Raw genomic sequence first — 25515 nt, 5'->3', positions numbered from 1 at the left:
GCTTGCGAGGAGGGATCTCCTGAAATAGGCATGAGCCACATTTGGGGAGATCCTTCGCTTCGCTCTGGATGACGTTTCTTAAGTCAATGGCAGTGCTCCTCAGCCCGAACAGCTCGAGATAAAATTCTTACATCTGCCCATCAAATTGTGCCTCAAACCCTTGCCAACAATTGATGTAATCCTCCTGCAGGCTTGGATGGTGTTTTGCTTGCTCGGTAACTTGCCATATTTCTCTCGTTTCAAACATAAAGGCTAGTGAATCATTGTATTCCGGCTTGAGCTCTACAGATGCTGCTTTTTCATAAGATGCGTAGTCAGGGCCATGCGGGGTCATTCGATTATGAATACTAATCCCCCCTTTTAAAAAACCGCTTTTTTTGGCATCGTATTCGCCGCGCACTAGTCCCATTAATTCACTCATATAGTTTCGATGAAAATAGGGAGGTCTAAAGGTATGTTCCGCTACCATCCAACGGGGGGGGAAAATAACAAAATCCAAGTGAGCTACTCCTGGTGTATCACTTTCTGAGGTTAATACAGTAAATATGGACGGATCGGGATGGTCGAAGCTTACGGTATTGATGGTATTAAATAAACCCAGATCGTAACTGTAGGGTGCATAATTACCATGCCAGGCGACTACGTTAAGGGGAGAGTGATTACATGTTGCAAACCATAATTGATTTTGATGCTTACAAATCAGAGTGGTATTCGACTTATCCTGTTCAAATGCAGCTACCGGATAGTTGAAATGGCGAGGGTTAGCTAAACCATTGGCGCCAATGGGGCCCAGCTGAGGTAAAGTGAGGGGACTGCCGCCATTTTCACAAAGATATCCTTTAGCTTCCTTGCTAAGTACTTCTACTTTAAATTTAACTCCGCGCGGGATAACTGCAATGAACCCCGGGCATAGATTCAAGCAGCCAAACTCAGTATGTAAATTAATTTCACCCTCATAGGCTACAAACAACATCTCGCCATCGTTATTAGCAAAATATTTATCATGCATGGATTGATTGCAATAATAAAGAAAGGCATTGATCAAATGACTGCCAGCAAGATGAAAAAGCCCATCAATAAAGTCACAGTTAATTTGGGAACTCGTATAAAGAGGGGACCAGCGTAGCGGATTGGGTGATTGCTTTTCAGTGAAAGGTTTTATCATCGTTTTTTCATAGGGATAATAAGTTCCTTGTGCGACCGTGGGAAGGATTCTATATAACCAGCTCCGAAGATTATTATGCCTGGGGCGAGTAAATGCCGTACCGCTTAACTGTTCTGCATAAAGACCTAAATTGCATTGTTGCGGCGAGTTTTGATTAGAAGGTAGCGCACCTTTAAGGGCTTCACTGTGATGATAATTACCAAATCCTTGCAAATACATTCGAGAGCTCCTTGAGAGTTTTTCACTGACTTGGCTAGAATAGTCTAAAAAAGTTAAACATGTCGATAGTGATTCATCGTTTACCCCGTTCTTTTTAACGATAGAGCAATGTATAATCCGAATAATATAATGTAACTATTTGTAAGGTCTTTTGTTGGGTCTCGACCCAACCTATCATTGATAGAATCGTAGGTTGGGTCGATACCCAACAAGTAATTTAAACCAGGTTAGAGGTGGAGTGATGGCAGGTCATAGTAAATGGGCAAATATTAAATTTCGCAAAGGTGTTCAGGATGCCAAACGCGGAAAGATATTTACTAAATTAATTCGTGAAATAACTGTTGCTGCACGTATGGGTGGGGGAGATGAGTCTACTAATCCCCGGTTGAGAGATGCGGTTAAAAAAGCTCTTAATGCGAATATGAAACGAGATACCATTGATAACGCTGTCAAGCGTGGTGTAGGCGGGTTAGATGGTGAAGCAATGGTGGCAATGCGCTATGAAGGATATGGTCCCGGTGGGATAGCAGTACTGGTAGATTGCCTGTCTGATAACAAAAATCGAACTGTTTCAGAAGTCCGTCATGCCTTTACCAAGCATGGTGGTAATTTGGGAACAGACGGTTCTGTATCCTATCTCTTTGCTAATCAAGGAGAAATCTTAATGGTCGCAGGCCAGTCTGAAGATCAGGTAATGGAGATAGCCATTGATGCAGGAGCGTCTGATGTTGCTGTTGATGAAGGACAGATAGAGATCATTACTCCTGTTGAAGCTTATCATAGTGTTCTCAATGCCTTGGGTGATGCCGGCTTAGAGATTGAGCAATCTCATTTAACCATGCGCGCCCAAACGATGGTGCCTATTGATGATGAATCTGCAGAGTCATTAATTAAGCTAATCGATATGCTGGAAGATCTGGACGATGTTCAGGAAGTCTATAGCAATGCTCAGTTTTCCGATCATCTATTAGAATCAATGAATTAATGACTATTATTTTAGGGATAGACCCGGGCTCAAGGATTACAGGCTACGGTTTGATTAAAGAAGCAAACCGAAAAATTGAGTATATTGATAGTGGGTGTATTCGCACGTCAATAGAGGGTGAATTAAGTCAAAAGTTATTACAAATTTATGACGGTATCTGCCAGTTGATGGATCATTATTCTCCTACGGAAGTAGCCATTGAGCAGGTTTTTATGCATCAAAACCCCAGCTCTGCTCTGAAATTAGGTCATGCGCGTGGGGTAGCTATGGTGGCTGCCGCTTCCCATCGCGTCAGGGTTAATGAGTATTCAGCCCGGGCAATTAAGCAAACCGTAGTCGGTTATGGTGCTGCTGACAAAGATCAGGTAAGCCATATGGTGGTTCATTTGCTCAGGTTAAACAGTTCACCACAAAAAGATGCTGCAGATGCATTAGCTATTGCAATTTGTCATAGCCACATGCGTAATGGCTTAGCCGTAGCGCTTGGCAAGCAAGGATTAACGCGAAGGAGAAGAACAAGATGATTGGCTGGTTGAACGGACAAATTGTTGATAAAAATCATCCGGGAAAGTTAGTTCTGGATGTAAATGGTGTTGGCTATGATGTTGAAACCTCGCTTAATACCTTTTTCCAAATAGAGGGACAAAATAAAGCGGTAGGATTGCATATTCATACTGTGGTTCGTGAAGATGCTTTATTGTTGTATGGCTTCCTGGAGAAAGAAGAAAGAGCATTATTCAGAGCTTTAATTAAAGTGAATGGTGTTGGCCCCAAACTTGCCATGGCCATCCTGTCCAGTATTTCTCCTGGCGAATTTATTCAGTGCATTGTTCAGGAAAATTCAGCTTTATTAACCAAGTTACCTGGTATAGGTAAGAAAACAGCGGAGCGCCTGGTTGTGGAAATGCGAGACAGCATCAAACAGTTTGGGACACCTGTTTCAGGGGCTTTGGACAAACCGCTCAATACGATGCGCAGTCAAGATGAAGCGATTAGTGCCTTGGAAGCTTTAGGCTACAAACCCCAGGAAGCATTAAAAGTTGTCAGTAAAATTGATGATGGAATTAAAAACTGTGAGCAATTAATTCGTGAAGCATTACAAATACTGGCTAAACGATAACTCATTTTTCTTTTTCTTAAGAAAAACGCATCGATTAAATCAATATATCCCGCCGGAAATGGATTCTCATTTTATTTACGTCATTTTTTCTTAATAAAACTTCTCTATAATGAAATTAAACCATATGGATTAATATTGTCCATAATGACAAATAGATCGGATGTATCTCACGAGTATTTGCCTCATAAATGGGGGAGCTGATATGAAAAAAAGTGAAATGAAAGCCAAAGCAGAAGGAATTCTGGCAAAAATCACCAAGTTTGAGGAAGAATACAAAAAGCATGAGCAGCTTTTGGATTCCAATACTGTCCGCAGCATTGATATACAACGATTAAGAGCCTATAAAGAATCGGTAAATAACTATTTAAAGAGAATTGAAAAGCTCGGATCTGAAGATGCACCTCCACTACCTGAATCAGTCGGACATTATACCTATGATGATCCAAATGCGGCAGTACTTACTCAACGAGCTGACGAATATCAAAGAGTATTTAACCTAAGAAGGGAATATATACAGGTACCAAGAAATTTAGCATCGATTGAAAATTTGGCTGATGATTTAATGAAGCATTTGGAACCCTTTAAAGCCAGTGTTTCCAGTCTAAGCACCACTGTAATTGAATTAGTTCAAAAAAAGGGGCAATACATAGAACTAAGCCAGTCCATAGAATCTGACATTGATCGAGATACTACGGATTTTGCTTCAATTTCATCTGCTTATTTAGCGGATTCAGTGTTGAAGGAAAGTTTACAGAAAGTTCAACTTCAGCAAGCTGGATATAGCAATTTACTTGAACTTTTAAAAAAAGATACCGTTGAAGCAGGAGCTGATGCAAGTAAGCAGCTAGCTGCCTATGATAATGGATTGCAGCTGTTACAAGAATATCAGCAGACTTATAAGAAGAGTACTGAGAAATTAAGAAAAAAAATAAGCGTCTTAACATCTGCTGAAAGCGTTTATAAGGAAGTAGTTGTCTCTAAAGATGCAATGGTGAAGTCGGCAAAAAGGTCAATTGGAAGTGTCAATTTTCTGTTAGGACACGAAGATTTGACTCAAACAAAGAAAATAACAGGCTTTTCTGTTTCTGCCTCAGAACTTAGCGATCTTGTTAAGAAAGTTGCTGCTAAAACTCAAGAGATAGAAAATAAAAACTATATGGCTCAAGCAGGTTTGGTAAAACCACCTCTTACTCCCTTTAAGAAAATAAATAAAGCAACTACACTATGTCTGGATGATAAGAACGAATTGACGCAGCTGGTTGACACACTAAATAAAAAAGCTGCTGAGGTTGACCAACAAATCAATGAAACAGCAAAACAAGTTAAAAGAGATATTGAGGAGCAAAAGAAGGAATTTTCCAAAATTGCTAGTGCTATTAAAATTAAATTAACTACCGAGAAGGTTGGTTCATTTGCCATTAGAAAACTAGAAGCTCAATTTGAAATAGAAGGGGCACTCACTAATAGTGCCAACCAAAATTCAATCGCTTTTGATCAAGCAAAACTAACAAGACTTAAAGAGATTACTCAGACATTAGAGAAACAAGTACTTGTTGAAGAAAAACGCATTATTGATGAAATTGGCAAGAATATTGGAATTATTGCGAAAGATATTACAGTAAGACAGGCGGGGATATTAGATACAGTAGCTAAAGGTGGCTTTAATGTTACAGAACACGAATCTTTCTCAGCTGTAAGAGATTATAAGTTTACTTTAGATGCAGGTAATGAGCAAAATAGAGAGATACTCAGCGATAAATTAAAACAGGCCCATAAGGAGAAAGAAAGATTTGATAAATTATACGGTGAGCTTTATGACATCGTAGCGCTCCATAAGGCTGCCAAACCAATTGCTGATAAAATAAGTGCAAACTCTCTTAGTGCGCAAGAGCTGGCGGAGATGGTTAATGAGTGCCCAGAGGATGGCAAACTATTGACTGCTCTTGGACAATACTATGATGGATTAACAGGGGCTCTTAATAAGCATTTAGCTCTTTTTGATGCCAAAGGAATATCAGCTGTTAAAGCATTTGTTAAATATGGCGAGGAGCCTTTAGACACATCAATTTCAGGAGATGAGCCACTGTCCTTTCAACAGCGACTGGCACTGATTACCTTCCTTTCAGAAGCAAAAGTTGATTATAAACCATTTTTAGCTCAGAACGAGAAGAATAAAGAGATTACAGCTGCGGTATTTTATTTAAAAGAACAGAAGCTTCCCGGGTTAATAACGGCAAAAAATCTTGGGAATAAACCATTTCTTGATGCATTATTGGTATTAAAAAAACATAAAATAAATCTGTCTGAAGAGTATGCATTATCTTTAGCCAGCGATCTCAATAAATGCGAAGTTATTTGTCAGCAAAACGAACTCTATAAAAACTCACAGAAGCTAATTACAAACGATACATCTGAAATAGATAAGAGAATAAGAACAGATAAGATAGAAGAGGCAACATTTAAAGCTTTAATAGAGGACTTTTTGCAAAATGATAAAGAAGTCACTGCAGCAGTTAATATGGTGAGCAAACATGCGCCTGAATACTGTCAACATTGGCTATTAGCTATGGTTAAAGAAAGTAAGCCTTTACAAAACCTGCTTAATAATGACCTAAAAAGTAATTTACCTTTTATTAAAATTATGTTTGATGATGCGCTGAAGCATAATTCATATCTAAAAAAATATTTCACTAAGAAAGCTCCTGATGAGGGGTTTGATCCGCATAAGTGGGCTGCAGTAGTAATGAAGCGAACATTAGAGAGAAATGATCTATTAACTCAACTAGAGGCTGCAAGTGTGGGAAAAATGGGTGTGGTTATGGAGGAAATTAATCAATTTATTTTAAATAACCGCAAGCCCAATACTCAAGAAAATCAAGCAATAAATGATTCACTTTCTCGTTTTCGTCGTGAAGCAGCGCCAATATTACTAGCTACGAACTCTACGTCGGAGAAGAAAAAAGAGGCATTAGAAGAGCTTGCTGACAAACACTTTAAAAATACGAGTCTGCTTGATCTCGCCCTTGAATTTCTTTTTGAGGTTTTTGAAAAGATTGCGGTAAATGTCTTTAATTCGACAAAACTCTCTGAGCATAGGAGTACTTTTTTCTCAACTCAGAAAGTTGCTGCACTTGACCATCTTCGAAAGGGATTCGAACATTCTGCAGCTGAAGTGGAAGTGACAGATGAAGAAAGTGAGAGTCTGGAGAGTGACCTATTAATTCATAAGGGTATGAATCAATAAATTTCTTTACGAGGAGAGTATGTATTTTATAATTGAATGCATATTATCTTGATAAGGTAAGTTAAGGTGGTTTTGCAATTGCTCGCAGGTTGAGCCATGGGCCCAACCTTCAATTTGCATAAAATTATGGCAGTGTCTGCAACACCTTCCCGGAAATTAAATCAGTTTATTCCCTGAGTTTCATACGCGGGCGACCAAGTCTGGCACCTCTGATTGCTCACGGTATAGGTTATTTTTGAGAGCCAGATAAAAAAGGTCGACATTGCGTATGAAGTGAAGCCCAGCCCAGATTTTATCCTGGTTATTTCGCCAAGGCTTGCTATGACGAAATATACGCTCAGTGAACACCTAATGACGCCATAGGAGGTAGCCTGGGTGAAGGCGCAGACGTAACCCGGGATGAAAACCTGATTTGAGCTTTGATTACGGATCGCTTTGCTCGATCCAAGCTACAATCCGTGCATAATTAATTCATGAAGCCTTACAACTCTGGCTAAGCGGTAACTATTTATTTTTTCTCTCTTTTTTCAGCAAGACTCACTGATTAATTCAAGATATCCCATCTGAAAAGGACTCTCATTTTATTTACGTCATTTTTTCTTAATAAAACTTCTCTATAATGAAATTAAACCATCTGATTTATTATTGTCCATAATGGCATTTAGATTAGAAGGCAACTTACGAATTGTGCCTCAATAAATGGGGGAGCTGATATGAGTAATGAACGAAGAGATCAAACAATAAAATTTACAAAGAGAGTTGTAACGTCAATTAATACTAAAGCAGGACTCAATCAAGCGGCTAGAGAGTTGTTAGAAAAAATAGATGCCAGTTTGAGTGAATATGAGAAATACACCAGTTTGGGATTACTGGATAAATCAGCAGTGGAAAAAAACGTGGAGCAGTTAGCCCTCTATAAGGCAAGCCTTGAGAGTGGCGGGATGAAAGCTCTGATTAACAATGTAACTGAAGATACATGTCCTGTAGAGCCATCCCCAGAAGATCCTGAAAGAGATGCAATAATTCTTCAAAGGATAGAATACAAGATGGCGAATGATCGTTTAAGAGAGGCTCAAGGTGCTTATAATCAAAATACTGAGAAATTAACCAAAATAAAAAGTCAGTTTGCTGAAACCCCTTCCCCTGAGGGCATAGCCAAGAGCCAATATGAACATCTGAAAATCTCTTTTGGTCCTGATGTTCAAAAATACACCCCCCCCGAAAATTATAAAGAAGATGCTGCTTTGCGACGCGGTATGGAAAAATTAGAGGCAATGCAAACAAAATTTATTGATAAAAATCGTCAAATAACTGAAGTAGTGGGAAGAATTTCTGCCAAAACCAGTCCATTAGAACAAGTAAAAATTTATCGGGGTGCAATAGAAACATTAGCGTTTTATAAAAAATCCTTTAAGGAAATTCGTAAGGAAATTGATACTCGCGTTGATGCACTAAATTCTGTTGAGTCAAATTATGAAAAAGCAGTGGCTCGATATAACGCCCTGGTTTCAACAGCGAAGGAACTAGTTGAAGGGCCCCTATTAGAGCGGGTATTACAAAAATACTCCGAATTAAAAGATAGCTCCTTCGATGCAGTTCTTAAAGACCTTAAAGAATTAGCAAATTTGCCTTTAGTGGGTTCAAAAAGACCAACCAGTGTTGAAGCGATGGAAAAAGCAACGGAAAAGTATAATCAACAAGCGGATAAAGTAACATTTAGTCAAGTATCTCTTCATGACAAAATAGAGGCCATAGAAACTAAAATTAGTGAATTGATCAAAGAAACTGACTTGGAAATAGAAAAGCAAAATGCGGCATTTCAGCGTCTTGCCGCAGAAATTCATAGCCATTTGATGGAGGCATTACTACCTGACTCAACAGAAATTACCTTAATAGAAAAGAAATTCCAGGAAGCAATTCAACAATCGAATGTCAAGGATTTGGAACCTCTTGCTTTTGTTCAAGATAGATTATTAGCCTTACAAAAAATATCAAAGGAATTAATCGCTCAGATCAAGATAGAGAAAGCAAAAATCAAAAAAGTGTATGAAGAAAGGATAGGAATTATAGATGATGATATTCAAACAAGAAGTGCCTCTCTATTAGAGAACATTCAAAAGGGTACATTTCGCTTTAGCGTTGGTGAACAAAACGCTCTAAACAAAGTTAAAGAATATGTTGGTTCTTCAGGTGGAAGTGTTGACGGCACAATAGAGGGGTTGAAAAGTGTACTTCAGACGGCCACTGCACGTAAAGTTGAGTTTGATAACGCTTTGAGTGTTCTTGGGGTAGTAGTTGAAACCCATGAAACAGCAAAAAATCTTGTAGCCAGCCGGGCAGAAAATAAGATTACAGACCGTGAACTTGTAAAAAAAATCAATGAATCCCCTCAAGGCAAAGAGTTACTAGTCGCTATGAGTAAATATCCGGTCAAGGGTGTTAATGAGGAGGCTTTAATAGAAATTCTGAATAATCACTTAACCGCGTTTGATAAAAGAGGTGTAGCTGCTGTTAAAGACTTTATTACTCACAGTTCTGTATACTCAAACGAAAAAAGAGCCATAATAAAAAAATTGGCGTTTATAGAGGCACTCGAAGCCAAGGCTATTGATTATAATGATTTTCTTTTAGAAGATGATGACACTGTAAGGAATGTTATTTCAGCGGTATTGCATTTAAAAGCTCAGAATCAAACTGATTTTATTTCTGAGGATAATCTGCGAAATAAAGCATTTTGCGATGCTGTAGTTTTGTTAAAAAATCAGAAAATTGGATTAAACGAAGAGACTTTATCGGCATTAGCAGGTGATCCTAATAAATGTGCTGTTATTCAACAGCAGATAGAACAATACCAACAACATAACGAAGAATTTGCTCAAGAGTATGGGGATGGACACAGTATTAATATTCCTGTGAGCGCGAGACCTCTCGACGAAGCAGTATTTAAAGCCTTCCTTTTAGATTTTTTAAAGGCTGGGCCTGATGTGGCAAAAGCAGCTTATGCGGTTATTGAGGGCAAGAAAGCAAATAATATGGATCAGAGGACAGCGAGAGAGTTGCCTCATTGGTTAATAGCTTCGATAAAAGAAGATGCTACATTACGGGGCATTCTTATTAATGATGAACATCTTGATGCAAATATACAGTTTTTAGGCTCTGTATTTGATCAAAGCGATGCGTGCAACGGCTTTCTGGATGATTATACATCAGAAGATCCACAAAAACGACTCTCCTCTCAAACCCCTTTTATCATCAAATCAAAGCCGGAGAAATTAATATTAGAGCAGTTAAAGAAAGCCAATAAGAATGAGCTCGGACCTGTTTTTGATCTTAAAAAAATGGGTATTGTAATGAAACAAATTAATGAGTTTATTGTGAAGGAACAAAAAAAACCAATGGATAAGGCTACGCTTGATTCGCTTAAAGCTTTTCGTAATGATGCCATCACTGAATTGTTATCTACTAAACCACCAAAAGAAAAGCAGAAAGCTCTTGAAGGTCTCGCTGATACTTATTTTAAACAGACTGGTTTTTTTGAGCGGATTATGGAATGTATTATCGAAGCATTTCAAAGTATATTACCTGCCAAGTTAGTTTCAAGTGCTCAACAGTCATTTTTCTCAACCCAGAAAATTGGTGCAGTTAATCAGATTAGGAAGGGGTTTGAGCCTTCTGGACCTGAACCAGTTTCGGAAATGGCAGACGAAGAAAGTGAGTTGGGCATGGGAGAGAATGACCCATTAATTCCTAAAAGTTCGAATCCATAAAGCCCTTTGAAAGGATAATATGTATTCAATTAAAGAGTTTTGCAATTACCCGTAGGTTGATGGGCCCAACCTACAATATAAATTAAACCTTTGTAGCCTGGATTAGCGCAGCGCTGATGAATCATGGCTACATTTGACTCGTTATATTACCCTAAATCCCTTAGTGTCCCTAGGAATTAAAGCAGTTTCATTCCTTGAGTTTCGTTCGCGTCTTATTTTAATTTCTTTTTCACGGGGAAAAAAACTCTGACGATAAGTCCTGTTCCGATTTTAGGTGAATCCAGAACTACCCTGCCACCATGTAATTCACAGATTTGTTGTACTATAGCAAGACCGAGTCCACTTCCAGGACTTTTATTTCCTAATACTCTAAAAAATCGCTCGAACACTCTAGCTTGCAATTCAGGAGGAATTCCTGGGCCATTGTCACTTACTTCAAGCATGACTTCTTGATTCTGTCTGGTAAGACGTACGATAACTCGTCCATTTTCCGTACAATAACGAATAGCATTATCAACCAGATTACGAATTAATATTCCTAAAGCAGTTGGATTACCTTTGATTTTTGGGGTATTTTCATCGTTTTCAAATTCAAGTTCAATTTGCTTTTCAACAGCTGATGGGGCCAGCATGGCGAGTATTTCCCGCGTTAATTTGCTTAAATTTACTTCATCTTCTTCATTTAAACTGGTAGCTTCTGGAACGAGGCGGCTCATGGTCAGTAGTTGTTGCACTATATGGGTGCTTCGGTTCACACTGGCAATTAATTTTTGCAGGGCTTGATTTTTTTCTTCTATGTCATTTGAGTAAAGGGCTACTTGAGCTTGAGTTTTTAGGGCGGCCAGCGGAGTGCGCAGCTCATGTGCTGCATCGGCAGCAAATCTTTTTTCACGCTCAAAACCCTCTTTAAGTCTGAAAAATAATTTATTTAATTCATCGATAACCGGTTTAATCTCTTCCGGCACCTCTTGTAAGTCTACAGGCTCCAAATGGCTGGGAGCCCTGTTTGCTACTTCTTGGGCTACCTTATCCAAACTATCTAAACCGCGGCCAATAATGATCCAGATTAATAATCCAGACAAGGGGAAAGTAAGCAGCATAATATAAAGATCATCCTGAGCAATTCGGTGGCCCAGTTCGTTGCGAGTATCATATCTCTCTGCCAGGACGGTACGAATGCCTGCTTTATCATTATAGGTAGTAAAGACACGCCAGTTTTGGTCGGATATTTTTTTATCGCTAAAACCATCTACTTCAGCCGTTAATGGTATTTTCGGGGCAGTTGAAGAATGTAATAATAATTTCCCTCCGTTCGTCCATACTTGAAAATTAAATTTATCCAAATAATTTTCCGGAGGCTCATCGTTCAGAAACTTCTTTTGGTAGTAGGCATCAATCTTTTGGGGAATTGTTTCCAGTGCATCCTGAATTTTTGTAAGAGGGCGTTGATGCAGATCATCGCCCAATAAGGCTTGATAAGATAAGGCGGAAATCGCCATTAAGGTATCTAAATGATCTTGAATGTCTTTTTGATCCAAGTAATAGTTACCAATGGCAGTCAGCGTGGTGGTGATGGTAATGGCTAGTAACAGATTTATTAATAGAAATTTTCTTATAGAAGACTTCACGATACTGTTACACCATCATTTTTCTCTGCCATATATCCAACCCCTCTTATAGTGCGGATAAAATTAGCATTAAGTTTTTTACGTAAATTATGAATATGCACTTCTAAGGCATTACTATCGACGTCCTCTTCCCAGCCATAAATGCTTTGCATTAATTGCTCTCTCGATAAAACTTGCCCACTATTTTCCAGTAGTTTTTGCAACAGAGCGAACTCTCTGCGTGGGACATTGACCAGGACATCATCAACCAACACCGAATGAGCTGCGGGATCCAGGGTAATATTTCGATATTGCAGTACAGAGTCAGCACGGCCTTGAGAACGTCTTACCAGGGCTCTGATTCGCGCACTTAGCTCATTTAAATCAAAAGGTTTAACAAGATAATCATCAGCACCGCTGTCCAGACCTTTAACGCGATCTTCTACAGATTCACGGGCAGTGAGAATAATAACAGGAGTTGCATTACCCTCTTGTCTAATGTGTTGAAGCAGAACCATGCCAGATAATTTAGGTAATCCTAAATCCAGAATAATTAACTCGAAAGACTCTGATTTTAAAGCAGCACGGGCCGCATCCCCATCTTTGAGCCAATCTACAATATAGCCAAATTGAGTTAACCCCGTTTTTACAGCATCACCAAGTAGTTCATCATCTTCAACAAGTAATAATCTCATCGTTGCTCCTACTTATTATCATCATTACAGATGATATTTACGGTTGTTTTTCTAACCCTTTTTCATCCATGTGTTTCGTCAGATAAAAAGCCTGTATCAAAACAAAAAGTAAAGTAAAACCAACACCACCAAATAACTTAAAATTGACCCATGCATCCGTATCATAATGATAGGCTACATAAAGATTTAAAGCACCCATTAATATAAAAAATACAGACCAGGCTGTATTAAGCCTGTGCCATATTTTTGAGGTCAAATTAACATTTGCTTCCATCATTTTTTGAATTAACGGCTTACTACCTATAAAACTGGAACTTAAAAATACTAAAGCAGACAACCAATAGATACCTGTGGGTTTCCATTTAATAAACCAGGGGTTATGAAAGAAAAGCGTCGCACCACCCAGGACCATAATTATAGCCAAACTGATTACATGCATTTTCTCATAACGTTGAAATTTTAATCGATAGAATACTACTTGGCTTAAAGACGCGATCATAGCAATTGCTGTCGCAGTATAAATGCCATAGATTTTAAATATTATAAAAAATAAAAGGATGGGGAAAAAATCAAACAGTAATTTCATATTATTTAATTTATTAATAAGTTATATAGAGTATAACACAATTTTTAGCACACTCCTGCACGCTTCATGCCTTAATGAGAAAATAAATAATCCCAATAAAAATTCTGAACATTAAGTAGTCAGTTTATCCAACTAGAATTTTTTGTCCCAAGCGAAGAGGCTTATTTTTACTAAGGTCAGGATTCAGGTCAAGAATTGAATTCACTTTAGTTTGGTGCATTTTAGCAATGAGGCTGAGACTATCCCCTCGTTTAACTATATATTGCACCGGCTGTTTTACTTTCCGCCATATAACCAGTTGTTGTCCTTTTCTTAGTGACTTGGTATTAGGTAATTTATTCCAACTTTGGATGGCTCTGGCTGAAACTCCATAAGTTTTCTGGATTTTTTCAAAGGTATCATTATTTTGGACAATATGAATAATGCGGCGATTGCTCGGTGTGGCTAATTGGTGGGTTGCAGATGATGGAGTGGCGACTTCTTTTTTCGCTATCACGGCCGTATTTTTACTGCTTGGTATTAATATGGATTGATTGGGTTGAATTCTATTGGTGGTTAATTGATTTAATTGCTTGATTAAATTAACAGTGGTGTGATATCTGGTAGCAATGTTATTCAAACTGTCGCCTTGCTTCACTTGGTGTTTAGTCCAGCTCACCCGTTTTTCTTCAGGGAAATTGGCAAGGTTCAGGTTAAATCGCTCAACTTTTTCCGCAGGAATAAGCAGTCTAAACGGCTTGTAGGGCGCTGTAGTCCAACGATTATAGCCGGGATTGAGTTTAATTAATTCTTTATAACTTATCCCAGCCAGTTTCGCTGCATGATTCAGGTCGATTTGACTGCCAACATTAACTTCTTCAAAATAGGGAAGAAAGGGAATGCTTGGAAGAGAAACCCGATAACGACCTGGATTTTTTATGATTTCCGCCAAAGCTAATAAACGTGGCACATAGATTTTAGTTTCTCTGGGAATAGGGAGATTCCAGAAATAGACAGCTTGACCCGGGCGGTTAACTGACTTAATGGCACGGGCAATCGTACCTTCACCGGAGTCATAGGCCGCTATTGCCAGTATCCAATTTCCGCCAAAAAACTTACTAAGATAGAGTAAATAATTTAAGGCCGCATCAGTTGAAGGGCCTATACTGCGCCTTCCATCAAACCACCAATCTTGCTTTAACCCTAAGTCGCTGCCTGTGCGTGGCATGAGTTGCCATAAACCCGCAGCACCTGCTCCTGAATATGCAAAAGGATCATAGGCGCTTTCTATCATTGGCAGAAGAGCTAATTCACCAGGTAATTTACGTTTTTTTATTTCAGCAAGGATATGATAAATATAGGGTTCTGATTGACGACTTACTTTATGCAGATAACTTGGATGGGCTACCAACCATCTGATTTGTTCTTGAACTTCTGGTCGTGTTACTTCATGACTCAGGGTAAACTCATCACGTAATACATCCCATACATCGGGTACATTACGTGCCATTGCAACATTAGAAATGCCAAGAAAAATGAAGATGCAGAATAAAAAACTTTTTATTATGAATAACTTAATTTTCAATGGTATTACCTTTGAAGATAATTGGTTGGTCAGTTTACTAAAGTTTAATAAACTAATAAACTCTTTTTGATTTCGAACCATTCAGACAGAATTAAATTAATACTTTTTGAGCGATTAGGTCTGTCTCTACATGTTGTTTATGAGGCTTTGTATCCTCTCCTCTATCGGCTTGTCCGCGACATCGAGAGTTTAGTGCAAAGAACAGACGTGGCAAGACCAATTGCCAACAGCCCTAGTTAAATGCATTCTTTTGATTTCTCAATGTCCTAAATACTTCCAGCGATTCAGAAGATAAGGCACCATGCTGTAGCGCATAGTTTATTACATCCTTATTCCCAGTTCGTAAAAATGGGTTTATGGACAGTTCCAGATCCAATGTAGACGGTAGTGAGCAGGATGTAGATTGTTGGTGTAGATTGTTTAAATGAGTTTTAATGGCTGAATTGTGCGGTTCGACCGTTTGGGCGAATCTTAGATTTTGTTGGGTGTATTCATGGGCACAAAAAATTTGGGTAGTCGGTGGTAAATTCTTAAATAAGAGCATGGATTGATGTAATTCTTCCATAGTTCCATCAAATACTCTGCCACAACCTGCTGAAAATAGAGTATCACCACAAAATAACCATCCTTGCTCCGGTTCATAATAGCTGATGTGGCTGGAGGTGTGTCCTGGATTAGATAAAACAAGGAAAGAATAGTTCCCGACCTGAATGGTTTGATTGGCGTGTACCTGATGTGTTACATAAGGAATTCGGTTATCACGAGGACCATAAACAAAGCAAGTAGGGTATTTTTTGATTAATTGACCTACGCCACCAATATGATCATTATGATGATGAGTTAATAAAATAGTACGCAGTTTTAGATTATGAGTTTTTGCAAAAGCCAATACAGGTTCCGCTTCCCCAGGGTCCACGCAGTCAAATGTCCCTTCTTTTTTATCAATAATTGCCCAAATGTAGTTATCTAAAAAAGCAGGGATAGGGTAAACAGTCATTGTTTCGTTCTCATGCTCCAGAATGTGTTTCTACTATATAGGAAGAAATGCCGGGATTAAAGTAGGTTCTTAAGGTATCAAGAACGGTTTTAATTTCAGCAGCAAAGGTAAATGGTGGATTAATAATCCACAGTCCGCAGCCTGACATTCCATCTCTAGGTGCAAGAGTTAAATTAAATTCAACTCGCAGCGCATTTTTTGCACCAATATCTTTCATGCCACGAATCAGTTGATCCGTTAGTTTTCTATTAACCACCGGGTACCAAAGACAATAAACTCCAGTGGAGAAACGACTAAATACTCGTTTTATAGCGGCAGGAATTTGTTTGTATTCATCTTTTATTTCAAACGAAGGATCAATAAAAATTAATCCCCGCTTTTCTGGAGGGGGCAGCAGTGCGTTTAGGGCCGCTATACCGTCTGTATTACTGAGATGCACTTTTTTATTAAAATGAGGCATTTGATCCAATGCCGCAAATTCTGCAGGATGGAGTTCACAAAAATAGGCTCTGTCTTGCATTCGTAGCGCATTAATCGCCAAATAAGGAGAGCCTGGATAGAGTCGAAGCCCCTCGGAACCATTTAATTTACTGATTGCTTGTATGTAGTCTTTAAAAACGGGGGGCAGCGTTTTCCTATCATTCCAAATGAGCTTAATTCCTTGTTTGTATTCTCCGGTTTTTTCAGCCTGTTTGTTTTTCAAGTCGTACTGCCCCTGACCGGAATGAGTTTCAAGATAAAATAAAGGCTTATCTTTGAGGGTGAGATAGCCTAAAAGACGGGTTAAAGAAATATGTTTGACTACGTCAGCAAAATTGCCGGCGTGATAACCGTGTTGGTAACTAAGCATGGAAGGGAACTTATAAAAAAGAATTTTGCCGATTATAGCAGAATTAGCGAACAGTTCCTTATAGTTTAATTTTTTCAAACGCATCAAAAAGAGCAGTTCTCGCATTTTTAAAAAGTGAACTATACTTTTCTTGAGTGGTACAAAAAGGGGAAATAAAATGAGTTTACACGAAGAATATGATTATCACTCTCTTTCTGATTATAACTACGATGAAGAGATTGAGGATTTGCCTAAAAAGAAGAGAATTAAACGTATGCTTGAGGACCGATTAGAGCGTAAACGTTTAAAAGATGAATTTAAAGATGACTTTGATGAATTAAGTGGCGAGTTTGATTGGGATGAATTGGATAAATAAGTTTATCCCTTTAATTTCGCCATCATCGTATTTTCGAGCAAAGAAACAATAGTCATGGGGCCAACACCGCCAGGAACAGGTGTTATCCATGCCACCTTATTTACCGCCTCTTTGAAATCCACGTCTCCGCGGAGGCTACCATCTGCCAGTCGATGCATCCCTACATCAACAAGCACTTGTGTTTCATTGAGCCAGTCTGGATTAATTAAATCCTTTACCCCCGTAGCTATAATGATAAAGTCAGCAATTTCTACATATTTTTGTAATTGTTGGGTGAACTTATGGCAAACAGTAACGGTTGCCCCTGCTAATAATAATTCCAGACTCATAGGGCGACCAACAATATTAGATGCGCCAATGACCACGGCATGTTTTCGTTTTACATGCAGTTCATAGTGATTTAAAAGATTCATTATTCCAAGTGGGGTACATGGACGTAGCAGAGGATTTCTTTGGGCGAGTCTGCCTAAATTATAAGGATGAAACCCGTCAACGTCTTTTTCGGGTTTAATATGCTCAATAATGCGTGTTTCATTGATGTGCTTGGGCAAGGGTAATTGAATGAGGATCCCGTCGATTTGATCAGAGTCGTTTAACTCACTAATCAGTCGGAGCAAATCATCCTGGCTGGTTTCGGCAGGTAAATCATAAGAGTGTGAGGTGATACCCACTTCTTCACAAGCCTTACGTTTATTACTGACGTAAATTGAAGAGGCGGGATCATTACCAATAAGAACAACAGCCAGTCCGGGGGCTCTATTACCTTGTTGGACATGTTGCTGGAGACGCTTCTTTAATTCATCTCGACGGAGAGAGGCTAATAATCTTCCATCCAGTAATGATGCTGACATATTTATCCAATAAAAATCGAGGAGGTTATTATGACAGGACTTACGAAAAACACCAAGGTTGAGATAAAAATGTTTTTAAATTAAGAGATTGGTGTTTTTCGTAAGCCCCTTATGAATTACGAATATAAGTAATATAAGTAACTTTAAAGGTGCGCTTGAGCACCTTTAAATTCATTTGGATGAGATATTGCCATCAAAATTAATAACCACGCCAAATTCAACTAATTGCTGGTTGGGGGTTATTTGTGTTGTTTTAGGTACGATGCCGTCATTGGTAGCGGTTTGAATGCTGCCATAAGCAATGCGACTATAGTCCATACGCAAAGCCACACGGTCAGTGATGGCCTGTTTCACACCCACACCGTAACGAAAGCCATCTCGTCTTACACTGAAATTAGCTAAAGAAAGATCGCCTGTCCGCTGTTGGATTTTGCTATTGGTCCATCCGAGGCGACCATAAAATAAGGTATTGGGAGTAAATTGAAATCCTGGGAGAACGCTAAGCCCAACGCTATTTTGCATTTTTATGAATGTGTCGGCAAAATTAAGATGAACAAACTCATGATTATATTCAGTATGCGTCACTGAGCTGATATTAGCATTCGCCTCGCCAGCTAAGTAAAACTTATTATAAAGTTTCTCAAAACCAACAAACAAGGTGCCAAATACTCCTGTGCCTGATAAATGAGATTTATTAATTACATCGAAATCGACAGCATGGACTCCGTCGCTGATTGGCGAAACAAGAGATCGTTGTGTGAAGTCAACGGTATCTGAGCCAATACCCACGCCTCCATAAAAACCAGCATTAATCGTTGATGTGGCAAAAATAAATACGCCAGCTCCAACGATTTTTGTTTTTCTTAACATGTCTGTCGATCTCCCTTTCTTAATTAAACTTCACTGTATCGTTAAAATGAACCAGTAACAACCTCCGGAATAAATCAACAGTCATGTAGATCTAGTGAAACATAAAACTAAATGAAAAATAAAAGTATTTTTGCATGAATAATTCAAATATAGTTATTATGTTTGACGGAGACATAAATAAAAACAGGAGCTTATTAATGTATCATTTAATTTCAAGAGTCATGCTGTTCACCTGCTGTATCGCTTGGTTTTTTAGTGGCTTTACTTATGCATCTACTACGCAATTACCTCTGCTTGGAAAAACCCTGACTCAGGCAAAGCAACAAAACATGACACCCAAACAGGCTTTGCTACGCTTGAAAGAGGGAAATCAACGTTTTTTAGCTCACAAGCAAATATCTCGGGATTATTTAAAACAAGCCTATATGTCTGCTTATGGACAATATCCTTTTGCAGTGATACTTAATTGCATGGATTCTCGTAGTGTTCCCGAATTCTTTTTTGATCAAGGTTTAGCTGATTTATTTACCTTACGTGTTGCAGGAAATGTTCTTAATGAGGACATACTGGGAAGTATGGAGTATGCGACTAAAGGCGTTGGTGCAAAACTGATAGTGGTATTGGCACACACCTCATGTGGTGCAGTGGCGGGTGCATGTCAAGGAGCTCAATTGGGGCACTTAACTGATGTGTTGAATAAAATTCAACCAGTAATACAAACCACAATGAAGGATGAGGGATCAAAAAATTGCGAAGATCCAAAGCTGGTCAATGCCATTGCTAAGGCCAATGCCTTAAATGTTGTGAGAGAGATACAAACCAGAAGTCCCATACTTAAAGAAATGCTTCAGAGCAAGCAGGTAGGTATTGTTGCCGGACTACATGATATAAAAACGGGGCAAGTGACATTTTTTGAAGAAGAACGCTCTGTCCCAGAGTAAAAATCGATACCGTAATGGTCACTGATGTTGTGGTTGCAAATTTATTGATAATCACACCATCAGTGGCTAAACGAATTAACGCTCATTAATATATGCGGGCTTACCATAGATATAAGTCGCTTTGATATTCTCCTCTGAACCTAGAGTCATTAAAATAAAAAGAAACTCAAAAATATCACTGACTTTTTCATGGCGATATTTTAAATAGGCGGTGGCATCTGCATCAATTACGATGAAATCAGCTTCTTTCCCTTGGGTAAAATTACCAATTTTATCATCCAATTGGAGTGCTTTTGCAGCGCCATAAGTTGCAAGGTACCAACGAATCATACTGGGTAATGGAACATTATTGAGCATGGACACTTTGTAGGCATCATCTAACACAGCAAACATGGAAAGACAGTTACCAGCCCCCCAGTCTGTGCCTAGAGTGATTTTGTCTGTATATTTTATAGCACGGCCAAAATTGAATAATCCACTACCCAGGAAATTATTACTTAAAGGACACCATGACATTATCGCACCTGACTTCTTAAATAATTCAAGTTCTTCATGTGTGGTATGAATGCAATGGCCAAAAACAGTTCGGTCTGTCACCAGACCAAAATGATCATACACATCTAAATAATGTTTACTCCATGGATATAGTTTTTTAACTTCCGCAACTTCATTGATGTTTTCATCAAGATGAGTTTGGATATAGCAATCAGGATATTCTTTTTTTAGAGCGCCACATAGCTCAAGCATTTGCTCTGAGCAAGATAAGGCAAACCGAGGCGAAATACAGTAAGAAAGCCTATGATTATTATGCCACTTTTCTATCAAGGCATGGCAATTATCATAGTTTTGTTCAGTTGATAGTTTCAGGCTGTCCGGTGAATTGATATCCATTAAAATATTGCCGGTAATGAAACGCATGCTTCTATTTTTTAATTCCTCAAAAAAAATATCTGATGCGTTATAAAATAAGGGACCATAGGATACGGCTGTTGTGGTGCCATTTTTTATGAGGTGATCCAGAAAAAAATTTAAATCTTTCCTGGCGCTTTCATCGTTACTATAAGTACTTTCAGCGGGGAATACGTAATTATCCAGCCATTCTAATAGTTTTTCTCCATAAGCAGCTACAATCGCACTTTGCGACGCGTGCTGATGTGTATCAATAAAGCCGGGGGTAATTAATTTACCTTTATAATCTACAATTTTAGCGCCAGTCAGTTTATTTTTAAGAGCGGAATAATTTCCAGCTTCAATTATCCTTCCTGACTCTACGATAAGAAGGCCATCTTCTATATAGACGTATTGGCAGTCTTCATCTGATTGTTTGTCTTTGTTAACAGGGAGATTAGCAATTGTAGCCGTATCTTTGAAATAGAAAATTGCTCCGCGGTAAGCTGTTTTGTCATTCATGACGTACTCCCTGCTCATTTAGATGAAAAACTGTCTTTAATAAAGTAAAGCAACAGTATTGAAATCAAGATGAAAAACGGTAAGGTCCAAAGATAAGTAAAAAACTCAGTAGACGTAGAGGTTAAGAACGCGTAGGGAATAAACATCATTAATGTATTAAATAAGAAAACGGCTGTATTCAATACACTAATGGCTACTCCTCGCGTGGCATTAGTTGATAACTCACTTACTACTGAATAAAAAAGCATGGAACCGGAAAGAAAAAAACCAATCAAAAAGGAAATAATTTGAGCTAATATAAGACCTCGAAAGTCGAAGTGTGGGAGAGAGATGCCCATGAGTAAGAACATGGTTCCAAGGCAGAGGGTTACGTGAATAACCATGACTCTTGATTTCACTTTATTTGATAGCCAGCCTAAAAATGGAGTTCCAATGCCAATTCCCAAAAAAATCATTCCACCAATAATAACTGCTTGAAGATTGTCTACCGAATAATAAGTCTGGATTTTGATATACCAAGTCCCCGCATAGGCTAAAAGAACACCAAATGACGTAGCAGCAGCAAGGGAGCAGAGTATTATTTGTTTGTTCTTAAAAACCAGGGTCAGAGAGTTTTTTAATGAAATATTTTCCCCACGCCTATAATGTGGTGGTGATTTTATACTTAGAGCAGAGAGCAGAAATAATATAAAACCAAATAGTGCCAGGCCGCGATAGATATCGTTCCAGGTATGTATCTTTAATTCAACGGTAAAATAATAGTGGATAATTCCAGACAGGATACAAGACATTGTTTGAGTTAGTCCAAAGAGAATGGGAAATTGTTTCTCAGAAAACCATTGTGGTATTAAAACCGCAGCGGCAACAAAAGCAAATGAAGCACCACATCCTTGTATGACATTGGAAATAGTGAATAAAGTAATATTATCTGAGTATGAAGTCAGTACATTGCCTGTTGCAAGGAGCAGTATACCCCCACTTACAACAAGTCGTGGATTGAATTTATCCAGTAAATAACCTGCGGGTATTTGCATGCAGGCAAAACTAAGAATAAAGGCACTCATCGCAATTGAAACACCAACAGGGCTGGCACCCAAAGTGGTTTTTATGGCATCTGAAAAAACGGCAGAGGCAGTATTTAAACAAAAGGCATAAACAACAAATAATGTTGCTGTAAACCAAACAATATATCCATAAATTCTTTCCATAGAGCTGCCTTACCATTGGTTTTGCAGAGACTGAATTTGCCTGATGTTTCCTTAAGGAGGTTATAGAAAAGCATAGCACAGAATAAAGAGGGCAATGATGACGAATTAGAGGTGGGGGTTGGTGGTTTGGTTGTTTTGAGGCTTTGTTGGTCTACAATTGATCATAACATAATGATTATATTAGAATAATATTCAGATTTCTTGAATAGACCACCAGTTAATGTTAATTTTTACTTATTAATAATCACTACGTCCAGTACAGCCTGCATGGAGCCTTGATTGAAAAAAACTGTCTTATACGCGGCTCTAATTGCATTGACATTTCCTATGTCGCTTAACGCAATTGGCTTAGGGGAAATGACAGTTAAATCGTCTCTTGATCAACCTTTTTTAGCCGAAATAGAATTAATCGATGTAGGAAGTGCACCACTAGTGGGTATTAAAGTAGGGGTTGCTGATCCTGAAAATTTTCATCAAATAGGTCTTGAGCGCGTTGCCGCACTTTCTTTATTAAATTTTAAAATTGAAAAAAATGTCAAGGGTAAAATAGTTATAAAAATTCAATCTATAGAACGAATGACTGAACCTTATATGGAGTTGGTTGTTGATTTGACTTGGCCTAATGGTCAGTTATATAAAGCGTATACGGTATTATTAGATCCTCCTGGATATCAATTAGTTTCTACGCGAGCTCAAAGTAGCCCGACCTATTATAAAAAGGTTACAGAACATCATACTGAGTCAGGGGTTATTAATAAAAAAGTAATCACTGAAGTACAACATAATCCAGTTGCTCTGAAGGATAATAAGAATAAAACTACTTATGGGCCTACAGTAACCAATGAAAATGTATGGCAAATTGCTCAAAGATATAAAACCTCGGAAATAATTTTACCACAAGTTGTTCTTGCTATTGTTGGGGCAAATCCTGATGCATTTAAAGATGGTAACTTAAATGGGTTAAAAATCGGCATTCGTCTGGTGATTCCTGCTACACGCGAAATTATGCAAGTGCCTGCTGAATTAGCTACTGAAGAAGTAATGGCTCATGATAAAGCATGGAATGAAAAATCACCTATAAATCATGTGCTCTCACCGCCATATATGAATGGTCAAACAATTAGCCCTGTTCCGCAGATTAATGCCAATTCTCCCGCAAAAAATTCGGAAATTCCGACTATTCCCAAATTTACCACAATACAAAAAATAACGCCGACTCCGATGCAATTACCCAAATTTTTATTCCCAAACCCGGTTGTCCCTGTGGTGAGTGCCAATCAACAACCAGTCCAGACTAATAAGACTCAAAATCTGGAACGCGATTCAAATATTAAAGCTGAGATTTCTATCACAACAGCAGCAGTGGAGACTGTACGAGAATCTAATGCGGTATTAATGGAACAATTGCATCTGCTTCAGGAACAAAATAAAAAACTTCAGATGCAATTAGAGAAACGCGATAAAGAAATGGAAGTAATCAGGAAGCAAATGCAATTAATGATGAAACAACGTTTGGCAGTTGCTTCTCAAGCAAATTCGTCTCTGACAAATAATCAATCTTCAAACTTGTGGCCATTATGGCTCTTATTAGTCGTGGCGGCAGGAGGAGGCGGATTTGCTTATTGGTATTTTAGACATCGAGAACAAGAAATTCGTGATGAACCTTATTTAACCAGCACTCCTGTGGAGGCCAAACATCTTATACCGGACGGCGAACAACCCCCAAAAGTTGGCGAAGCCACTATCTCGGCTACTGTAGCTGCGCCTGCTTTTACTTCTCAATCGTCCCAGGTTGAAGAAATTGAGCAAAATGCCCCTGTTGAACAGCCCAGCAAAGTTAAAAAGGAGGATGAACTTGCTGAAAACGGAGCGATAATAAAAACCGAGAGTATTGAGACTGCGAATAAGCCGGTAAAAAAACAAGTGACCGAGAAAAAGAAAGAAGAAGCTCTTAAGCAGGAACCGATTGCTGTGCCTGATTTGCCTCTTGAAAAACAGGAAATGAGTATTAAAAGTGATGCGGTCATAACTGATGAAACAGAAAAAGACAAAAAAGAGAAAGATAAAATAGAGGAAGACAAAACAGGCACAGAAGAGCGGGCAAAAGAACAGTCAGTTATAGAATTTGAACCTCTAATGCAGCCGGAAATGAGTAAGGATTTAGTTCAAAATCAATCCTCTTCGGAGGAGAAAACTGCTGTAGCATCAGATAATGAGCCTATATCGGAACATTCAGAAGAAAATGAGGAGAGGGAAGAATCATCAAATCATGAGGTATTAGAATTTGAATCGGGTTTACATCAGTTGATTCCAGAAAAAACAGAAAAGAAGGTAAAAGGCAAAGAAGAGCAAGCGGATGATGATAGCCAAAGTATCGATTTTGTCCCAACTTTGTCGCCTGTTCAGAGTTTAATAGAAGAAAATCAATCCAAAGAAGTTAAGAAAGAGAAAGATAAAGTGGGCAAGTCAGCAATAAACGAGGAGTCCATGCCTAGTCTTGAAGATGAAGACTCTAATTTGAAAAGTGAACCCGAAATAGAGAATAAACATATAGACATTGATCCAGAAATTACTGAGTTTTTTGCTAAGTCTGAAGACGAAAAAATTGCTGATGAGAATGATACAACTAATGAATTGCAGCCCGAGGCTGTAGTGACAAAACCAGAAGCCCCCCAAACGGCTAATTCATTAAAAAGCAAGGCCGCATTAGATACCTTATTGGCTTTGGCCAAAACTTATATAGGCATGGATGATATAGAATCTGCAAGAACCTCTCTGGAAGAAGTCTTGGAGTATGGTAATGATATCCAAAAGGCAGAAGCTCAACGTTTACTTGATGAAATAAAAGATAAATAATCCATTGGAAGATTAAAGTGTATGTCAGGGGATTTCTCACTTCGTTCGAAATGACGTTGCCGTTTCGAAATGACGTTGATACAGTACCCTGTACCTTGGAAAAAACGTCATCCCGAACGAAGTGAGGGATCTCCAAATGAAGGTCCAGTGCTCATGTCAGGAGATTTCTTACTTCGTTCGAAATGACGTTGATGTTTCGGGATGACGTTACGTATAAATCTATAC

General features: G+C 38.5%; 19 protein-coding genes. 8 read left to right on the top strand and 11 right to left on the bottom strand.

Going from position 1 to position 25515, the window contains the following annotated elements:
• Window positions 1–127: 127 nt before the first annotated feature.
• Window positions 128–1384 carry a homogentisate 1,2-dioxygenase gene (gene hmgA / locus LOX96_RS11235; protein ID WP_250421585.1) on the bottom strand — a complete coding sequence of 419 codons (1257 nt, stop codon included), beginning with the start codon at window positions 1382–1384 and terminating at the stop codon, window positions 128–130.
• 241 nt (window positions 1385–1625) lie between these two features.
• On the opposite strand from hmgA, the gene LOX96_RS11230 reads away from it, so the two are divergent.
• From LOX96_RS11230 to LOX96_RS11210, 5 genes are all read left to right on the top strand, one after another.
• Window positions 1626–2369 (top strand): YebC/PmpR family DNA-binding transcriptional regulator, encoded by a 744-nt coding sequence (locus LOX96_RS11230; protein ID WP_250421584.1) that lies wholly within the window; start codon window positions 1626–1628, stop codon window positions 2367–2369.
• Window positions 2369–2893 (top strand): crossover junction endodeoxyribonuclease RuvC, encoded by a 525-nt coding sequence (gene ruvC / locus LOX96_RS11225; protein ID WP_250421583.1) that lies wholly within the window; start codon window positions 2369–2371, stop codon window positions 2891–2893. Before LOX96_RS11230 ends, ruvC begins: the two co-directional genes overlap by 1 nt.
• On the top strand, window positions 2890–3489 hold the full coding sequence (gene ruvA, locus LOX96_RS11220; protein WP_250421582.1) for a Holliday junction branch migration protein RuvA: 600 nt from the start codon (window positions 2890–2892) through the stop codon (window positions 3487–3489). The genes ruvC and ruvA overlap by 4 nt, the downstream gene beginning before the upstream one ends.
• A gap of 202 nt (window positions 3490–3691) precedes the next feature.
• Window positions 3692–6733: a hypothetical protein gene (locus LOX96_RS11215; protein ID WP_250421581.1), complete on the top strand. Its 3042-nt coding sequence runs from the start codon at window positions 3692–3694 to the stop codon at window positions 6731–6733.
• Window positions 6734–7446: 713 nt separating this feature from the next.
• Window positions 7447–10500, top strand: a complete 3054-nt coding sequence (locus LOX96_RS11210) for a hypothetical protein (protein WP_250421580.1) — start codon at window positions 7447–7449, stop codon at window positions 10498–10500.
• A 212-nt stretch (window positions 10501–10712) separates the two neighbouring features.
• Here LOX96_RS11210 and LOX96_RS11205 read toward each other — a convergent pair whose 3' ends face one another.
• From LOX96_RS11205 to LOX96_RS11180, 6 genes are all read right to left on the bottom strand, one after another.
• Window positions 10713–12128, bottom strand: a complete 1416-nt coding sequence (locus LOX96_RS11205; protein ID WP_250421579.1) for an ATP-binding protein — start codon at window positions 12126–12128, stop codon at window positions 10713–10715.
• Complete coding sequence (locus LOX96_RS11200; RefSeq protein ID WP_250421578.1) at window positions 12125–12802, bottom strand: response regulator; 678 nt, start codon at window positions 12800–12802, stop codon at window positions 12125–12127. The genes LOX96_RS11205 and LOX96_RS11200 overlap by 4 nt, the downstream gene beginning before the upstream one ends.
• Before the next feature lie 37 nt (window positions 12803–12839).
• A complete protein-coding gene (locus LOX96_RS11195) occupies window positions 12840–13388 on the bottom strand; it encodes a septation protein A (protein ID WP_250421577.1) in 549 nt (182 codons plus the stop codon).
• A gap of 124 nt (window positions 13389–13512) precedes the next feature.
• Window positions 13513–14877, bottom strand: coding sequence for a lytic transglycosylase (locus LOX96_RS11190; RefSeq protein WP_250421576.1), 1365 nt, complete (start codon window positions 14875–14877; stop codon window positions 13513–13515).
• Between the two features lie 307 nt (window positions 14878–15184).
• The gene (gene gloB, locus LOX96_RS11185) at window positions 15185–15949 is read right to left on the bottom strand and encodes a hydroxyacylglutathione hydrolase (RefSeq protein WP_250421575.1); all 765 of its coding nucleotides are present in this window, start codon (window positions 15947–15949) and stop codon (window positions 15185–15187) included.
• A 10-nt stretch (window positions 15950–15959) separates the two neighbouring features.
• Window positions 15960–16799 (bottom strand): 23S rRNA (adenine(2030)-N(6))-methyltransferase RlmJ, encoded by an 840-nt coding sequence (locus LOX96_RS11180; RefSeq protein WP_250421574.1) that lies wholly within the window; start codon window positions 16797–16799, stop codon window positions 15960–15962.
• Window positions 16800–16956: 157 nt separating this feature from the next.
• Between LOX96_RS11180 and LOX96_RS11175 the strand changes: the two genes are divergently transcribed.
• The gene (locus LOX96_RS11175; RefSeq protein WP_250421573.1) at window positions 16957–17154 is read left to right on the top strand and encodes a PA3496 family putative envelope integrity protein; all 198 of its coding nucleotides are present in this window, start codon (window positions 16957–16959) and stop codon (window positions 17152–17154) included.
• A gap of 2 nt (window positions 17155–17156) precedes the next feature.
• Here the strand turns inward: LOX96_RS11175 and folD are convergent, their stop codons facing one another.
• Complete coding sequence (gene folD / locus LOX96_RS11170) at window positions 17157–18005, bottom strand: bifunctional methylenetetrahydrofolate dehydrogenase/methenyltetrahydrofolate cyclohydrolase FolD (RefSeq protein ID WP_250421571.1); 849 nt, start codon at window positions 18003–18005, stop codon at window positions 17157–17159.
• A gap of 171 nt (window positions 18006–18176) precedes the next feature.
• On the bottom strand, window positions 18177–18875 hold the full coding sequence (locus LOX96_RS11165; RefSeq protein ID WP_250421568.1) for an outer membrane protein: 699 nt from the start codon (window positions 18873–18875) through the stop codon (window positions 18177–18179).
• Between the two features lie 221 nt (window positions 18876–19096).
• Between LOX96_RS11165 and LOX96_RS11160 the strand changes: the two genes are divergently transcribed.
• Entirely contained in the window at window positions 19097–19816 is a 720-nt protein-coding gene (locus tag LOX96_RS11160; protein WP_250421589.1) for a carbonic anhydrase family protein, read from the top strand.
• A 75-nt stretch (window positions 19817–19891) separates the two neighbouring features.
• Here the strand turns inward: LOX96_RS11160 and guaD are convergent, their stop codons facing one another.
• Both guaD and LOX96_RS11150 read right to left on the bottom strand, forming a co-directional pair.
• Window positions 19892–21226, bottom strand: coding sequence for a guanine deaminase (gene guaD, locus LOX96_RS11155; protein WP_250421566.1), 1335 nt, complete (start codon window positions 21224–21226; stop codon window positions 19892–19894).
• Window positions 21227–21240: 14 nt separating this feature from the next.
• Window positions 21241–22434: an MFS transporter gene (locus tag LOX96_RS11150; protein WP_250421565.1), complete on the bottom strand. Its 1194-nt coding sequence runs from the start codon at window positions 22432–22434 to the stop codon at window positions 21241–21243.
• A gap of 279 nt (window positions 22435–22713) precedes the next feature.
• On the opposite strand from LOX96_RS11150, the gene LOX96_RS11145 reads away from it, so the two are divergent.
• Window positions 22714–25290: a motility hub landmark protein FimV gene (locus tag LOX96_RS11145; protein WP_250421563.1), complete on the top strand. Its 2577-nt coding sequence runs from the start codon at window positions 22714–22716 to the stop codon at window positions 25288–25290.
• The last annotated feature ends 225 nt before the right edge of the window (window positions 25291–25515 follow it).

It is taken from the genome of Legionella maioricensis, from assembly GCF_023618015.1.
In the GTDB taxonomy this organism is placed as follows: domain Bacteria; phylum Pseudomonadota; class Gammaproteobacteria; order Legionellales; family Legionellaceae; genus Legionella; species Legionella maioricensis.
Note: the sequence above shows the minus strand (reverse complement) of the source record. Positions and strands in the feature narration are given on the sequence as shown.

Excerpts from the sequence above, each read along its gene's own strand:
- hmgA (WP_250421585.1), bottom strand. The coding sequence starts at position 1,384 with ATGTATTTGCAAGGATTTGGTAATTATCATCACAGTGAAGCCCTTAAA.
- LOX96_RS11230 (WP_250421584.1), top strand. The coding sequence starts at position 1,626 with ATGGCAGGTCATAGTAAATGGGCAAATATTAAATTTCGCAAAGGTGTT.
- ruvC (WP_250421583.1), top strand. The coding sequence starts at position 2,369 with ATGACTATTATTTTAGGGATAGACCCGGGCTCAAGGATTACAGGCTAC.
- ruvA (WP_250421582.1), top strand. The coding sequence starts at position 2,890 with ATGATTGGCTGGTTGAACGGACAAATTGTTGATAAAAATCATCCGGGA.
- LOX96_RS11215 (WP_250421581.1), top strand. The coding sequence starts at position 3,692 with ATGAAAAAAAGTGAAATGAAAGCCAAAGCAGAAGGAATTCTGGCAAAA.
- LOX96_RS11210 (WP_250421580.1), top strand. The coding sequence starts at position 7,447 with ATGAGTAATGAACGAAGAGATCAAACAATAAAATTTACAAAGAGAGTT.
- LOX96_RS11200 (WP_250421578.1), bottom strand. The coding sequence starts at position 12,802 with ATGAGATTATTACTTGTTGAAGATGATGAACTACTTGGTGATGCTGTA.
- LOX96_RS11195 (WP_250421577.1), bottom strand. The coding sequence starts at position 13,388 with ATGAAATTACTGTTTGATTTTTTCCCCATCCTTTTATTTTTTATAATA.
- LOX96_RS11190 (WP_250421576.1), bottom strand. The coding sequence starts at position 14,877 with ATGGCACGTAATGTACCCGATGTATGGGATGTATTACGTGATGAGTTT.
- gloB (WP_250421575.1), bottom strand. The coding sequence starts at position 15,949 with ATGACTGTTTACCCTATCCCTGCTTTTTTAGATAACTACATTTGGGCA.
- LOX96_RS11180 (WP_250421574.1), bottom strand. The coding sequence starts at position 16,799 with ATGCTTAGTTACCAACACGGTTATCACGCCGGCAATTTTGCTGACGTA.
- LOX96_RS11175 (WP_250421573.1), top strand. The coding sequence starts at position 16,957 with ATGAGTTTACACGAAGAATATGATTATCACTCTCTTTCTGATTATAAC.
- folD (WP_250421571.1), bottom strand. The coding sequence starts at position 18,005 with ATGTCAGCATCATTACTGGATGGAAGATTATTAGCCTCTCTCCGTCGA.
- LOX96_RS11165 (WP_250421568.1), bottom strand. The coding sequence starts at position 18,875 with ATGTTAAGAAAAACAAAAATCGTTGGAGCTGGCGTATTTATTTTTGCC.
- LOX96_RS11160 (WP_250421589.1), top strand. The coding sequence starts at position 19,097 with ATGCTGTTCACCTGCTGTATCGCTTGGTTTTTTAGTGGCTTTACTTAT.
- guaD (WP_250421566.1), bottom strand. The coding sequence starts at position 21,226 with ATGAATGACAAAACAGCTTACCGCGGAGCAATTTTCTATTTCAAAGAT.
- LOX96_RS11150 (WP_250421565.1), bottom strand. The coding sequence starts at position 22,434 with ATGGAAAGAATTTATGGATATATTGTTTGGTTTACAGCAACATTATTT.